At 74.5% G+C, this 15,161-nt stretch carries 10 protein-coding genes; 4 read left to right on the top strand and 6 right to left on the bottom strand.

Annotation, left to right across the window (positions count from 1 at the left end; translation table 11 throughout):
• Positions 1 to 11 precede the first annotated feature (11 nt).
• The 5 genes from ACN268_RS05645 to ACN268_RS05665 all read right to left on the bottom strand — a co-directional run bounded on the left by ACN268_RS05645 (position 12) and on the right by ACN268_RS05665 (position 9,728).
• Complete coding sequence (locus ACN268_RS05645; protein WP_421482073.1) at positions 12 to 2,216, bottom strand: glycosyl hydrolase family 95 catalytic domain-containing protein; 2,205 nt, start codon at positions 2,214 to 2,216, stop codon at positions 12 to 14.
• Positions 2,213 to 3,271: a LacI family DNA-binding transcriptional regulator gene (locus ACN268_RS05650; protein ID WP_421482074.1), complete on the bottom strand. Its 1,059-nt coding sequence runs from the start codon at positions 3,269 to 3,271 to the stop codon at positions 2,213 to 2,215. The genes ACN268_RS05645 and ACN268_RS05650 overlap by 4 nt, the downstream gene beginning before the upstream one ends.
• A complete protein-coding gene (locus tag ACN268_RS05655; protein WP_421482075.1) occupies positions 3,268 to 5,730 on the bottom strand; it encodes a glycoside hydrolase family 3 C-terminal domain-containing protein in 2,463 nt (820 codons plus the stop codon). The genes ACN268_RS05650 and ACN268_RS05655 overlap by 4 nt, the downstream gene beginning before the upstream one ends.
• 235 nt (positions 5,731 to 5,965) lie before the next feature.
• On the bottom strand, positions 5,966 to 7,186 hold the full coding sequence (locus ACN268_RS05660; RefSeq protein WP_421482076.1) for an ROK family transcriptional regulator: 1,221 nt from the start codon (positions 7,184 to 7,186) through the stop codon (positions 5,966 to 5,968).
• A gap of 205 nt (positions 7,187 to 7,391) precedes the next feature.
• On the bottom strand, positions 7,392 to 9,728 hold the full coding sequence (locus ACN268_RS05665) for a TIM-barrel domain-containing protein (protein WP_421482077.1): 2,337 nt from the start codon (positions 9,726 to 9,728) through the stop codon (positions 7,392 to 7,394).
• A 155-nt stretch (positions 9,729 to 9,883) separates the two neighbouring features.
• Here ACN268_RS05665 and ACN268_RS05670 point away from each other — a divergent pair, with 155 nt between their 5' ends.
• Together ACN268_RS05670 and ACN268_RS05675 are read left to right on the top strand one after the other, a co-directional pair.
• On the top strand, positions 9,884 to 11,977 hold the full coding sequence (locus tag ACN268_RS05670; RefSeq protein ID WP_421482078.1) for a beta-galactosidase: 2,094 nt from the start codon (positions 9,884 to 9,886) through the stop codon (positions 11,975 to 11,977).
• 10 nt (positions 11,978 to 11,987) lie between these two features.
• Positions 11,988 to 13,274, top strand: a complete 1,287-nt coding sequence (locus ACN268_RS05675) for an O-antigen ligase family protein (RefSeq protein WP_421482079.1) — start codon at positions 11,988 to 11,990, stop codon at positions 13,272 to 13,274.
• Positions 13,275 to 13,279: 5 nt separating this feature from the next.
• On the opposite strand, the gene ACN268_RS05680 is transcribed toward ACN268_RS05675, so the two are convergent.
• A complete protein-coding gene (locus ACN268_RS05680) occupies positions 13,280 to 13,930 on the bottom strand; it encodes a LysE family translocator (protein WP_421482081.1) in 651 nt (216 codons plus the stop codon).
• A 120-nt stretch (positions 13,931 to 14,050) separates the two neighbouring features.
• On the opposite strand from ACN268_RS05680, the gene ACN268_RS05685 reads away from it, so the two are divergent.
• Positions 14,051 to 14,599, top strand: coding sequence for a GNAT family N-acetyltransferase (locus ACN268_RS05685; protein WP_421482083.1), 549 nt, complete (start codon positions 14,051 to 14,053; stop codon positions 14,597 to 14,599).
• A gap of 80 nt (positions 14,600 to 14,679) precedes the next feature.
• On the top strand, positions 14,680 to 15,156 hold the full coding sequence (locus ACN268_RS05690; RefSeq protein WP_421482084.1) for a DUF1992 domain-containing protein: 477 nt from the start codon (positions 14,680 to 14,682) through the stop codon (positions 15,154 to 15,156).
• Positions 15,157 to 15,161 lie beyond the last annotated feature (5 nt).

Raw genomic sequence — 15,161 nt, forward strand, 5'->3', positions numbered from 1 at the left:
CCCTGGGCGGGTCACCGGCGGTGGGTCACCCGCACCGCCGTGCCCGCCGGCAGGTCGCAGCCGGTGTCGCCGTAGGGGCTGCGGACCCGGATCCGGCGGCTGCTCGCGGCGACCAGCCGGGCGGTGACCCGACCGTCGTCCCAGGTCAGTTCCTCGACGGTGATCCGGCCCCGGCAGGTCACCCCGCGTAGCGTCCCCCGGTGCAGGCCCGGCGGCAGTGCCGGCAGCAGCCGCAGCAGTCCCGGCCGGGACTGCACCAGCGCCTCGATCAGCACCGCCGGCAGGGTGTGCGCGGCGTCGGCGTTGTAGGTCACCCGGCCGGGGTTGTGGGCGCTCATCAACGACCGGAAGAACATGTCCGCCGCGACGATCCGCCGCAGGTACGCCCCGACCAGCGGCCCGTCGCCGAGCCGGGCGGCCACCAGGGCCCGGTGCAGGGTGCCGTGGGCGGAGCCGTCCTCGTCGCCGCGGAGCGTCAACGCCCGGTGCGCCGCCGCCGCCAGCTCCGGGGTGTCGTCGGGGTCGATCTCCCCGGTCGGCCACACCGGGTAGAGGTGGCTGACGTGCCGGTGGTCGTCGTCGGGGCGGTAGCCGGGCCACGCCCACTCGGCCAACGCGCCCCGCGCGTCGACCCGGTAGCCGGGCAGCCGGTCCCGGGCCGCCGCCCACCGCTGCGACCCGGTCACCTCGGCGGCGACGGTCATGGCGTGCCGGGCGGCGGCGACGTCCATGGTGGCGTTCACGGCGACGGGCACCGGCCGGTCGGTGTCGTCGAGGGGGCCGGTCTCCGGCGAGTACGACGGCACCAGCGCCGGCTGCCCGTCGACGTCGGTGAGCACGTCGGTGAAGAAGTCGGCCACCTCGGCCAGCCACCCCGCCACCTCCCCCAACGGTTCCCCGGTCACCTGGTGGTGTTCGTACAGCGGGTGCAGCAGCCAGTGCGCGCCGGCCAGCCACGCGGTGAACGGCCAGTGCGGGTGGACGTGGAACAGGTGCCCGTGTTCACCGTCGGTGCGGCTGGGCGCCAGCAGACCCCGTGCCCCGTAGACGGCCTGGGCGTTGGCCCGCCAGTGTCCGACCTGGGCGCGGACCAGCCGGGCGTGCGCGGCGGTCACCTCCGGCAACGCGCCGACGTTCGCGCCGGCCAGTTGCAGGTTGAGGTTCGCGTCGGTGGTGAAGTCCCCCGCCCAGGCCGCGTCCCAGGAACCCGTCCAGATGCCGGTCAGCCGGGGTGGCAGCACCCCGCTGGCGCTGAACAGCAGGTACCGGCCGGCGTGGAAGAGCCGTTCCAGCAGCGCCGGGTCCAACCGGTCACCGGCGGTGACCTGCCGGGCGAGCAGCGCACCCACGGGCAGGTCCCGGTCCGCCGCCGGCACCGCCAGGTCCAGGTCGACCCGCCGGTAGGGGCCGGTGTGCCGGGTGACGTGCCGGGCCAGCAGCGTCGGGTAGTCGGTCGGGCCGTCGGCGAGTCGCCGCTGCTGCGCGGCGGTGGGCCACGCCGCGGTGGCGGTGCGTTCCAGGGCGGTGGTCAGCAGCGCCGGTCCGCGTACCAGCACCCGGTCACCGGCGGGTTCGGCGTCGCCCCGGACCAGGGTCACCGCCTCGAAGCCGTACGCGCCGCCGACGTCGGGGTAGCGGCCCCGGACCCGCAGGAACACCAGCCCGTCGTGGCGGTGGGCGGTGGTGTCGTAGTGCACCGTGTCGGGGCGGCCGGGCAGGTCACCTGTCGCCCCGACGACACAGTCGCCCTGGTCCAGGTGGGTGACGACCAGCCGGTCGGCGCGGGAGACGAAGCTGCGTCGTCGCCGCCCGGACCACCGCACCACCACCTCGCCGGTGGTGAAGTCGGTGTGCCGCCGGTAGTCCCGCACCGTCGTCGCGGGGGCGTCGACGGTCAGCGCGAACCCGGGATGGTACGACTGGGTCCACGCCAGGTCCCGACCGCCGGTGAGCAGTTCACCGGCCTCGGCGCGGCGGCCGGTGAGGACCAGTTCCCGGATCCGGGGCAGCAACGCGGCCAGGTGCGGGGCCCGCGCGTCGTGGGTGCCGTTGGGCAGCACGAACCGGTGGTGGTTGACCACCAGCCGTTCGGCGTGCGGGTCACCGGGGACCATCAGTCCGTACTCGCCGTTGCCGGTGAGGAAGGCGTCGGTCCAGTCGGCGGCCGGTGCGTCGTCCCAGATGCGGTGTGCCGACGGGGGTGGCCCGCCGGTCACCGGGGGGTCCGGGCCGTCGGCGCGGCGGTGCTGTCCCGGATGGTCAACCGGGGTGGCAGCAGCGTCACCTCCGGCACCGGCTCGTCGTGCAGTTTGCGCATCAGCAACGCGACCGCCTGCCGGCCGATCTCCTCGGCGGGCACCGGCACCGAGGTGATCCGGGGCGCGGCCTGTTCGGCGAACTGGTCGGGGCAGATCGCCACCACCGACATGTCCTGCGGCACCCGCCGGCCAAGGGCAGGCAGGCAGGCCAGCACCGGCCCGACGGCCGCCTCGTTCTGCACCACCAGCGCCGACAGGTCGGGGTGCCGGTCGAGCAGGTCGGCGAGTTCCTGACGGATCGCCGCGGGCCCCTCCTCGAAGGGTTGGGTGACGACGGTGACGCCGTGCCGGTCGGCGGCGGCGGCCACCCCGGCGCGGGTGCGGTGGGCGAAGCCGGTGCCCCGGTCGTAGACGGCGGCGGGAGCGCCGAGCAGCGCCACCCGGTGGTGCCCGAGCCGGGCCAGGTGTTCCACGCACACCTGACCGGCGCGGTGGAAGTCCAGGTCCACGCAGGTCAGGCCGGTCGGGTCGGCGGGGACGCCGATCAGGACGCTGGGTCGGGTCAGGTCCCGCAGCAGCGGCACCCGCGAGTCGTCCAGCTCGACGTCCATCACCAGCATCCCGTCGACCATGGCGCTGCCGGCGATGCGGCGCAGCCCCGACGGCCCCTCGTCGGAGGTGACGAGCAGGACGTCGTGGTCGAAGCGGCGGGCCGTGGTGACCACCGCGATCGCGAACTGCATCACCACCGGCACCTGCATGCCGGCGCGTAACGGCAGCACCAGGGCGATGGTGTTGGCGCGTCGGCTGGCCAGCGCCCGTGCCCCGGCGTTGGGGTGGTAGCCCAGTTCCCGGATGCTCGCCAGGACCCGGGTGCGGGTCACCTCGGAGATGGCCCGTTTGCCGCTGAGCACGTACGACACGGTGCTGACCGCCACTCCGGCGTGCCGGGCGACGTCGACGATGGTGACCTGGTCGGGCGATTTGCGGCTGCGCCCGGACGCGCCGGTCACCGGGCACCGCCGGCGGTCACCGTGGGGCGGGGCCGGGGCGCGGCGGCGCGGGTGTGCACGGTCACCGCGCCGACGGCGCGGATGTCGCGGGCGGAGCGGCCGACCAGCAGGGTGTGGGTGGCGTCCTCCAGCACCGGGCCGCCGCGCTGCTCGTCCCACCAGGTCAGGTCGTCGGCGCGCAGCCGCAGGGTGACGGTGCGCCGCTGGCCGGGGGCGAGGGTGACCCGGGTGAAGTCGCGGAGCTGCCGCAGCGGCTGCTTGACCCGGGACCGTCGCTGCCGGGTGTAGAGCTGCACGGTCTCCTCACCCTCCCGGTCGCCGGTGTTGGTGACCTCGACGCTCACCTCGACCTCGCCGCCGGCGGTCACCGTCGGCTGGTCCACCCGCAGGTCAGCGTAGTGGAACCGGGCGTAGCTCAGGCCGTGGCCGAACGGGTACAGCGGCTCACCCCGGTAGTAGAGGTAGGTGCTGTCGGCGCCGATCACGTCGTAGTCGAGCAGGTCGGGCAGGTCGGCGGCGTCGGGGTACCAGGTCTGGGTGAGTCGGCCACCGGGGTCGGCTGCGCCGAGCAGCACCTGCGCCAGGGCGGTGCCGTGTTCCTGCCCGCCGTGCGCCGACCACAGCACCGCCGGCAGGTTCTCGTGCGCCCAGCCCACCGCGTACGGGTAGCTGCTGGTGAGCACCAGCACCGTCTGCGGGTTCGCGGCGTGCACGGCGCGCAGCAGCCGTTCCTGCCCGGCGGGCAGGGCCAGGTCGACGCGGTCCTCGGTCTCCCGGCCGTTGACCATCGGGTGGTTGCCGAGGACGACGACGGCCACGTCGGCGGCGTCGGCCAGCGCGGCGGCCTCGGCCACGCCGTCGGCGACGGGTTCGACGGTGAACGTGGTGGCGGTGTCCGGGTCGGTGGCGTCGGCGCGCAGCCGCCCGTCCTCGTCGACCCGCACGTACGCGCCGGTGGCGAGGTGGTGCAGCAGGGTGGTGCCGTCGGGGCGGTGCCGGAAGCGGAAGGTCTCCCGCACGATCCAGCCGCCCGGTCCGGGGCGGTCGTTGGCCAGGGCCCCGTCGTCGTCGGCGCCGACGTGCCGGCCGTTGGCGACGGCGCGCAGCGCCACCACGTCCTGTCCCCAGTCGAACACGTCGAACCAGGTGCCGTCGCGGCCGTCGTCGGCGGTCAGCGGCCCACCCTCGGAGGAGCGGGGGCAGCGGACGTACCGGTCGCCGACGCGCAACGCGATCCGGTCGGCCCCGCAGTGGTGGGTGACGGTGGGCAGTTCCCGGGCGAGGCCCTCCCGGACGGTGACCGCGTACGGCAGGGTGCCGCTGTACCAGTCCTCGTACACGGTGTCGGCGAGCGGCCCGAGGACCGCGACCCGGGGTGGGGTGCGGATGGGCAGTGGCAGCAGCCCGTCGTTGTCGAGCAGCACGATCGACTGGCGGGCGGCCTCGCGGGCCAGGTCCCGGTGGGCGGGGCTGTCGAGCACGTCGGGGGAGACCCCGGCGAACGGGTCCTGTCCGGGTGGGTCCAGGTCGCCGAGGCGGATGCGGACGCTGAGGATGCGGCGGACCGCCCGGTCCACGTCGGATTCGTCGACGAGTCCCCGGCGTAGGGCTTCGGTGAGGCGTTGGACGGTCGGTGCGCTGTCGGTGTCGTCCTCGGTGAAGTTGTCGATGCCGGCGCGCAGGGCGGCGGCGAATCCGGTGACGTGGTCGGGCAGGTGGCGCTGCACGCCGGCGATGTTGGTGACCGCCCCGGCGTCGCCGACGACCATCACCTCGTCGCTGGTCCACCGGCGCAGTTCGTCGTTGAGCAGCGGGCTCAGGTGCGCGGGCAGCCCGTCGACCAGGTTGTAGGAGGCCATCACGGCGACCGCCGCCCCGGCGGCGAGGGGCGCGCGGAACGCGGGCAGTTCGTATTCGTGCAGGACCCGGGGTGGCAGGTCGCTGGAGGTGGTGGCCCGGTCGGTCTCGTTGTTGTAGCCGAGGAAGTGCTTCACCGTCGGGGCGGTGCGCAGCCGGTGGGGGTGGTCGCCGCGCAGCCCGGACGCGTAGGCGGTGGCGAGCCGGCCGGTCAGCCACGGGTCCTCCGACCAGCCTTCCTCGTTGCGGCCCCAGCGGGGGTCGCGCAGCGGGTTGACCACCGGCGCCCACACGTTGAGTCCGACGCCGGCGGGGTCGGCCTGGTGTTTGACCCGCACCTCGGTGCCGACGGCGTCACCGACGGCCCGGATCAGGTCGGGGTTCCAGCTGCTGGCCAGGCCGACGACCTGCGGGAAGACGGTGGCCGGGCCGAGCCAGGCGACCCCGTGCAACGCCTCGGTGCCGGTGCGGAAGCCGGGCAGGCCCAGCCGGGGCACGGGGGCCTGCCACTGGTGCAGCAGGCCGATCTTCTCCGGCAGGGTGAGCTGGGCCAGCAGCTCGTCGGCGTGCGTTTCGGGGGACGGTCCGGTGGGGTCGTTCATCTGCGGTTACCTTCCGGTGGCTCGCGGTGAGGCGTCCGGCCGACCGTCGAAGCGTTTCGACGGTCGTGGTGACGTGCGGCATCGCGGAGTGAGGGTGGTGGCGGTCGTCGGCCCGGAGCGGCGAAGCGCTTCGACGACTGCGGAAAACGTGCCGCCCCGGGTGCCCGAACGACGGGGCGGCGGTTCGAGGTTGGCACCTGCGCGTCGGCCGGTCAAGAGGTGACCGGCCCCCGGATCAGCCGGCGGGGAGTCGACCGGCCTCGATGGTGGCCAACGCGGCGGTGGCACCGCCCAGCGCGGGGGCGGCGGAGTCCAGCGTGGAGGCGTCGAGGCGGCAGCCCCCTGCCTGCGGGGCGAGGGTCCGGGCGACCAGTTCCGCGCGGGCCGACGGCAGCAGCCAGGGCGCGAGGGTGGCGAAGTGCCCGCCGACCACGATCGCCTCCGGGTTGAGCAGGTTCGCCAGGACCGACGCCCCGTGCCCGAGGTGCCGGCCGATCTCGGCGAGCCCGGCCAGCACGGCCGGGTCCTCCTGCCGGGCCGACGCCACGATCCGGTCGAGTTCCGGCAGGTAGTCGGTGACCGGGCCGTCCTGGGTGGCGTCGGGCAGCAGGCGGGCCACCACGGCCGGCAGCGCGGTCGACGCGGCCAGGCAGCCACGTCGGCCGCACGGGCACGGTGGCCCGGCCGGGTCGAGGCAGAGGTGGCCGAGTTCACCGGCGTGGCCCCGGCCGCCCCGCAGCAGCCGGCCACCCGCGAGCACCCCCGCGCCGACGGAGACCCCGCCGGTGACGTGGACCAGGTCGGTGGCGCCGGCGTACGCGCCGTGGCGCTGTTCGGCCAGCACCGCGAGGTTGGCGTCGGTGTCCACCGCGACGGTGAACCCGGTCTCCCGCAGCGCGGCCCGCAGGTCGGCGGCGAGCGGGACGTCCCGCCAGCCGAGGCCGCTGGCCAGGGGCACCCCGCCGGCGGTGTCGACCAGGCCGGGCACCCCGACGGTCAGGCCGAGCACGGTGCGGCCCTGCCCGGTGACCCGGCCGATCGCGCGGCGGGCCAGGGTGACCAGCGCCCGGACGGTGTCGGCGGGGGAGGCGGTGGGGGCGGGGAACGCCCGTCGCCAGGTGAGCAGCCGGTTGCCGCCCGGGTCCACGGCGACCACCACCAGGTCGTCCGCGCCGATCTGCAGGCCCAGTGCCGCGTACGGGGAGCCGTCGAGGACGAGCATGGTGGCCGGCCGGCCGACCCGGTTGCCGGTCAGCCCGGTCTCGCGGACCAGCCGCCTGTCGAGCAGTTCGGTGACCAGGCTGGACACGGTGGCCTTGTTGAGCCCGGTGGTGGCGGCGATGTCGGCCCGGGAGCAGGGGGCGTGCAGGCGGACGTGCCGCAGGACCACGGCCCGGTTGGCCACCCGGACGTCGCCCAGGTCGGTCGGCTGCGGTTCGTTGTGGATGCTGATCACGGTCTGTCCGCTCCCTGCGCCCGACGGTGGGTGGTGCCGTGCCGGTGCGTCATCGCCCACCGTCGACCCCGCACGGGCACGCCGGGTCGGCCGGTGGGCGACGCCGTCGGCGGGCCGGTGCGCCGTCGGTGCGTCTGTTCGGCTGGAAACTCAACTAACTCTAGCGGCACGTCCGGAGCCCGGACAGCCACCCGGCCCGGTGGGGTCAGTCCGGCGGGAACCACGGCGTGAACGGCGTCGGGGTGACCGGTTCGCCGTTGAGCAGCAGCCGGCGGGGGGCGTCGTCGCCGACCACGCTCAGCCGGCGGACCCGCAGCGGCCCGTCGGTGCGGACCCGTAGGGTGTCGCCGTCACGCAGCGCCTGCACCACGGTGTCGCCGTCGACGTCGTGCAGCACCGTACGGGCGTCCACACCACCCCAGCTGACCAGGGTGACGTCGTCGAACGGGCCGTCGCCGACGGTGCCTGAGGCCGCGACGAGCGGCACCAGTGCGCCGTACCTGACGAACAGCGGCAACCGGTGCAGCGGCACGGCCACCCGCAGGTGCCGGCCGCCGCCGTGCCGTTCGCCGGTGCCGGCGTCGATCCAGTCGTCGCCGGTGGGCAGGTAGACGGCCCGCCGTCCGGACGGGTCGGTGACCGGGGCGACGAGCAGGTCGGTGCCGAGCCGGTACTGCAGGTCGGTGGTCCACGCGGTCGGGTCCTCGGGGGTGTCGACGAGCAGCGCCCGCATCATCGGCGCTCCGGTACGCGCCGACTCCACCGCCGCCGACCACAGGTACGGCATCAGCCGGTAGCGCAGCCGCAGCGCGGCGACCGCGTCGCGTTCGGTGTCGGCGGGGAAGTCCCACGGCAGCCGGCTCGTGGTGCCGTGCAGCCGGACCAGCGGTGACAGCGCCCCGAACTGGGTCCACCGCACGTACAGGTCCGCCTCGGGGGTGCCGTGGAAACCGCCGGTGTCGTGGCTCCAGAACGGCACCCCGGACAGCCCGTGCGACAGGCCGCCGCGCAGGGTGCTGGCCAGTCCGGGCCAGGTGGCGTTGACGTCGCCGCTCCACTGCGCGCTGTGCCGCTGCCCGCCCAGGTACGACGAGCGGGCCCACACCGTACGGTGCCCGGCGACCTCCTCGGTGAGGTCGGCGACGATGTCGTTGAACAGCAGGGTGTAGACGTTGTGCAGTTCGACGCCGGTCATGCCGTTGTGCGCCACCGCGTCGGCCGGCACCCCCTCGGCGAAGTCGGTCTTGAACACCGCCACCCCCTGTTCCAGCAGGGGGCGCAGCAGTCCCCGGAACCAGGCGACGGCGTCGGGGTTGGTGAAGTCGACGATGGCGCTGGCCGGGTAGCTGCCGTGCCACACGTCCGCCACGTAGGTACTGCCGTCGGCGCGGTGCAGGAAGTAGCCGGCGCGGGCCGCGTCGGCGTAGAGCGGGCTGTCGGTCATCAGGTACGGGTTCATCCACAGGCACACCCGGAAGCCCTGCCCGGCGAGGGTGGTCAGCATCCCGGCCGGGTCGGGGAACGCCTCGTCGTCCCAGCGCAGCTCCGACCAGCGGCCGGCGACCTGCCAGTAGCAGTCCAGGTGCAGCACGTCGCAGGGGATGTCGCGGTCCCGGATGCGGCGGGCCCGCTCCAGCACCCGCTGCTGACTGTCGGGGTAGAACCCGGAGGAGATCCACGCCCCGAAGGCCCACTTCGGCGGGAGGTACGGCCGGCAGGTCAGCTCGTCGAACCGGTCCAGCACCTCCACGGGGGTGGGGCCGGCGAGCACGTAGTAGTCGAGCAGGTCGTCGGGGACGAGGATCTGCACGGCGCTGTGGGTGGACTGGCACACGTCGAACTGCACCGGCATGCCGCTGTCGACGAGAACCCCGTAGCCCCGGTCGGACAGGTAGAACGGCACGTTCTTGTGGGACCGCTCGGACTCCCCGCCGAAGGCGTCGTAGTTCCACATCAGGGCCCGTTGGCCACGCTTGTCCAGCGGGGTGAACTTCTCCCCGAAGCCGACGAACCGTTCGTCGCCGAACGCCACGAAGCTCTCGTGCCAGGCGACGGGCGTGCCGTCGACGCTGCTGCGGCCGAACGGCAGGGTGCGGCGGCGGCCGCTGATGTCCCGGGTGCCGGGGTCCTGGTCGAGCAGCACCCGTCCGTCGGGGGTGAGGAACCGCAGGTGCCAGGGGTCGAGGCGGATCTCGGCGACGACCGCGCCGGCGTCGATGAGCACGTGGGTGTCGTCCACGGTGATCGCGGCGGGGTGGGCCCGGGGGTGGACCAGGGGCAGCGCGCGGGCCGAGCGGCTGCGGGCCTGGGGGTCCTCGGCGAGGCGGACCCGGATCACGCCGTGGCCGGCGGCGTCGAGGCGGACCACCAGGCTGCCGCCGTCGGACAGGGTGGCCTTGACGGTGACGCCGTGCCCGTCGGTGGCGACGACCTCGGCCCGGCCGACGGTGGCGACCCCGTCCTCGCCCGGTTCCCGTACGGGCAGGTCGGGCGGGTCGGCCACGAACGTCTCGTACGGGACCAGTGGCGGTCGGTACGGCATCGGCGTCTCCTCGGCACGTTTTCCGGCGGTACCGACAGTTTCTTTGCCTTCCCAACGAACTGTCAACGAGCGACTTCGATTGACCAGCGGTCTACCCGATTGACATGGGTAAATCACCTCCATAGTTTGGACATCTATCAAACAAAGTCGACGGGATGGTGGGTATGTGGGACGACGGGCGGCTCTGTTACGGCGGTGACTACAACCCCGAGCAGTGGCCCGCCGCCACCTGGCGCGAGGACGTCGCCCTGATGCGCCGGGCCCGGATCAACCTGGTCACCGTCGGCGTGTTCGCCTGGTCCCGCCTCGAACCCGCCCCCGGCCGCTACGACCTCGGCTGGCTCGACGAGGTGCTGGACCTGCTGCACGACGGCGGCATCCGGGTCGCCCTGGCCACCCCCACCGCGTCCCCACCACCCTGGTTCTCCCTGGCGCACCCCGACGCGCTGCCGGTCACCGCCGACGGCGTCCGACTGCACCACGGCAGCCGCGACACCTACTGCGCCGCCGCCCCCGCCTACCGGGCCGCCGCCCGGGGCATCGCCGCCACCCTCGCCGCCCGCTACGCCCACCACCCGGCCGTCGCCCTGTGGCACGTGCACAACGAGTACGGCACCACCTGCCACTGCCCGCACGCCGAGGCCGCGTTCCGCCGCTGGCTCATCGAACGCCACGGCGACCTCGACACCCTCAACGACGCCTGGGCCACCAGCTTCTGGAGCCAGCACTACACCGACTGGGCGTACGTGAGCACCCCCCGGGCCACCCAGTACCTCGGCAATCCCGGCCAGCTGCTGGACTTCCGGCGGTTCTGGTCCGACACCCTGCTCGCCGCGTACGTCGAACAACGTGACCTGCTCACCGCGGCCAACCCGGCGCTGCCGGTCACCACCAACTACGTCCTCGGCGACTGGGTGCCGGTCGACCACGCCCGCTGGGCGGCCGAGGTGGACCTGGTCGCCGTCGACCACTACCCGTCGGCCGTCGACGGCGGCGCCGAGGAACAGACCGCCCTCGCCGCCGACCTGGCCCGCGGCTGGGCGCGACACGGCCGCCGCCGGGCCACCACCCGACGCGGCGCGCCTCCCGCCGACGGGCCGGCCACCTGGCTGCTGATGGAGAGCGCCGCCAGCCAGATCCACACCACCGGCCGCTCGCACACCAAGGAACCCGGCCGGATGGCCCGGCACAGCCTGTCCCACGTCGCCCGCGGCTCCCGGGGGGCGATGTTCTTCCAGTGGCGGGCCCCGGCCGGCGGCGCGGAACGCTTCCACTCCGCGCTGGTGCCGCACACCGGCCCGGACACCCGGGTCTTCCGTGAGACGGTCCGCCTCGGCGAGCACCTCGACCGGCTCGCCGAGGTCACCGCCGGCGAGGTGACCGCATCGGTCGCACTGGCCTTCGACGCGGCCAGCGGCTGGGCGCTGCGCCACCCCGGCATGCCCTCGACCCTGCTCGACGGGCACGCCGAACTGGCCGCCGCGCACCGGGCGCTGTGGCGGGCCGGGTACGGCTGCGACATCGTCGTCCCCGGCGACCCGCTCGACCGGTACCGGCTGCTCGTCCTGCCCGCCGTCTACCTGGCCGACGACGCCACCGCCGGCTGGGTCCGCGCCCACGTCGAGGCGGGCGGACACCTGCTGGTCAGCTACCTCAGCGGGGTGGCCGACCCGCACGGCCGGGTACACCTCGGCGGCTACCCCGGCGCGTACCGGGACCTGCTCGGCCTGCGGGTGGAGGAGTTCCACCCGCTCGCCGCCGACGAACAGGTGCTGCTCTCCGGCGGCGGGACCGGCCGGATCTGGTCGGAGACCGTGCACCTGTGCGGCGCCGAACCGGTCGGCACGTACGTCGGCGGGGTCCTCGACGGCCGACCGGCGGTGACCCGGCACCGCACCGGCGACGGCACCGCCTGGTACCTGTCGACCCGGCCCGACGACCGCACCTACCGGCGGCTGCTCACCGAGGTGGCCCGGACCGCCGGCCTCGCCCCGGTCTGCCCGGACGCCCCACCCGGGGTGGAGGCGGTCCGCCGCGCCGGCCCGCAGGGGAGCTGGCTGTTCCTGCTCAACCACACCGACCGGCCGCAGCGGGTGCCCACCACCGGCGTCGACCTGCTCACCGACGCCCCCGCCGACGGCACGGTGGTCCTGCCGGCCGGCGGCGTCGCGGTGATCCGCGAGGAAACGGCCCCGATGGTGTCCGTCACAGCCACTCCGCCGATGACCGACCGGACCCCACCGGCCTAACCTTGCCCCGGTGGGGACGAGAAACACGACGGCACCGCGCACGCTGCCGCTCTGGCCGCTGTACCTGATGTTCGCGGCGATGCCGCTGTGGTGGGCGCTCGGCGGCCTCTACCTCGGCTGGGCGCTGTTCGGGATGCTGCTGGCGGTGGTCCTGCTCACCCACGGCCGGGTGTCCTGGCCACCCGGTTCGGCGCTGTGGTTCGTCCTCGTCGGCCTCGTCGTGGTCAGCGCCACCCGGCTGGAGAAGGCCAGCAGCCTGCTCGGCTACGGCCTACGGCTGGGCTTCGTCCTCACCGCCCTCGTGGTCTACCTGTACGTCTACACCGCTGCCCGGCAGGGGGCCCGCTGGGACCGGCTGTTCCAACCGGTGCTGTTCTTCTGGCTGGGGATGGTGGCGCTCGGCTGGCTCGGCGTGCTGGCCCCCCGGCTCGCGCTGACCACCCCGGTGGAGGTGCTGCTGCCCGACGGGTTGGCCGGGCAGCGGATGATCCGGGCGGTCACCCACGTGCACTCCACCGAGTTCAACCCCACCGGTCGCAACCCGTACTACCGCACGGCCGCCCCGTACCCGTACACCAACAACTGGGGTACGGGGTTCGCGCTGCTCGTGCCGTGCGTGCTGGCGTACCTGTCGACGGTGCGCACCGGACCGCTGCGCCGGGTGCTGCTGGTGTCCCTGCCGCTGGCGCTGGTGCCGGCGTTCCTCACCCTCAACCGGGGCATGTTCGTCGGCCTCGGGGTGGGCCTGCTCTACCTGGGGCTGCGCGCCCTGGTGCGCGGCGACGTCCGGCTGATCGGCACGATCACCGCCGGGATGGCCGTGGCCTGGGTGGTCACCCTGGTCGTCCCGGTCGGCGACATGATCATGAACCGGGTGGAGAACACCGACTCGACCCGCGACCGCGCCGACCTGTACCGGCAGACCCTCGACGCGGTCCTGCACTCGCCGCTGCTCGGCTACGGCACCCCACGCAGCGCCGACACGACCACCGGCGCGGAACCCCTCGGCACCCAGGGCCAGGTCTGGTTGACCATGTACAGCTACGGCATCCCCGCCCTGCTGACGCTGCTGGCCCTGCTCGTGGTGCTGGTCCGCAGCACCGCCGTCGCGGTGTCCGCGGCCGGCAGGTGGCTGAGCGTGGTGCCGGTGGTCGCCCTCGCCCTCGCCCCGTTCTACGGCTTCACCGACATGAACCTGTCGGTGATGTTCTACGCGATCGGGCTGGCCGTGGCCGCGGTCGACGGCCCGGTGAACCGGGAACTGCCGGCGGCGGCACCCCGGCCGTCACCGGTCTGAGCGGATCAACCGGTCGCCACCGCGGCCCGGGACCGGTCCGCCGCGATCCGCACGGCCATCGCGGCGAGCACGCTGCCGGTCACCCACCGCTGGACCCGCGCCCAGCCCGGCCGGCGCACCAGGAACGCCGACACCGACCCGGCGGTCAGCACGATCAGCGTGTTCACCGTCAACGCGACGGCGATCTGGGTGCCGCCGAGCAGCAGGCTCTGCACCGCCACGTCACCCCGGGCGGGGTCGACGAACTGCGGCAGCAACGACACGTACAGGATGGCGATCTTGGGGTTGAGCAGGTTGGTGAGCAGGCCCATGGCGAACAGCCGGCGCGGCCGGTCCACCGGCAGCTCCTGAGGCGTGAACGCCGAGCGCCCACCGGGGCGCAGCGTCCGCCACGCCAACCACAGCAGGTACGCCGCACCGGCCAGCTTCACCGCCGTGTACAGCGGCGGTACCAGCACGAAGACCGTGGCGATGCCGGCGACGGCGGCGGCCAGGTAGACGCCGAACCCGGCGGCCACCCCGAGCAGGGACACCAGCCCGGCCCGGCGGCCCTGGCTGACCGACCGGGACACCAGGTAGACCATGTTCGGCCCCGGGGTGAGCACCAGACCGAGCGCCACCAGGGCGATTCCCGCCACCGCACCGACCGTGACCATCGCCGCCCCCGTCCGCCGTCCTGCCCCGCACCTTACGCCGCGCCGTCGTCGGGCGACGCCCCGTGGTGCCCGACCCTGTCGGGGGTTCCGGACGGGCCGGACAGCGGCCACACTGCTCAGATGTCTGTGACCCTGCGGGCCGCCCCCACCGTCACCGCACCCGGACTGCTCCTGCGCTGCTGGCGCGACGACGACGTCGACGCGTTGGTCGAGGCGCACCGGGATCCGGAGCTGCGGGCCCGGACCCGTAACCCGCTGACCACCCCGGCACAGGCCAGACGTTGGGTCGACGGCAACCGGCAGGGCTGGGCGGCGGGCCGCCGGTTCAGCTTCGCCGTCTGCGAACCCACCCCCGACGGCGACCTGGTGGTCGGCTGCGTGCTGCTCAAGGACGTGGTGCCGGGCCGCGCCGACGCGGAGATCGGCTACTGGACGGCCGGGCCGGCACGCGGCCGTCAGGTGGCGCCCCGGGCGGTGGACGCGGTGAGCCGGTGGGCGTTCACCCGGTTCGCCGCGACCGGGCTGGCCCGGCTGGAGCTGCTGCACCAACTGGACAACCCGGCGTCCTGCCGGGTGGCGGAGAAGAGCGGCTTCCCGTTCGTCGAGGTGCTGCCCGCCCGGCCGCCGTTCCCCCTCGACGGGCACCGCCACGTGCGGCACCACCGCTGAACCGGGGAATGCCGCCCGCCCCGCGGGCGCTGCACCGGTGACGGCCGGGCGGATACGGTGGCGGGGGAGGTGTCCGGAGGATGGTGGACGCGTGGGAGGCCTCGGTCGAGGCGCAGATCCGCAGCGCCCAGGAACGGGGCGAGTTCGACAACCTGCCCGGCATGGGCAAGCCGATCCCCGGCCGCGACGTCCCCTACGACGAGTCCTGGTGGATCACCAGTTTCCTGGAGCGGGAGGCGCTGCCCACCGACCTGCTGCTGCCCACCCCGTTGCAGTTGCGCCGCCGGGTCGAGCAGGTGCCCGACGAGGTCCGTGACCTGCCCACCGAGGAGTCGGTCCGGGAGTTCGTCGGGCTGCTCAACCAGGAGATCGTGGCGTGGCTGCGGTATCCCACCGGGCCCCGGGTGGCGGTCCGCCCGGTCGACACCGAGGCGGTGCTGCGCCAGTGGCGGGCCCACCGCGCCACCCGCGCCGTGCCCGCTGCATCCGCTCCGACGCCCGCGCCCCCCGCCCGACGCCCCCGGTTCCGCTGGCCGTGGCGGCGACCGCCGGCGTAGCCGCC

Origin of the sequence: Micromonospora sp. WMMD735 (assembly GCF_049178995.1) — a bacterium.
Taxonomy (GTDB): Bacteria; Actinomycetota; Actinomycetes; order Mycobacteriales; family Micromonosporaceae; genus Micromonospora; species Micromonospora wenchangensis.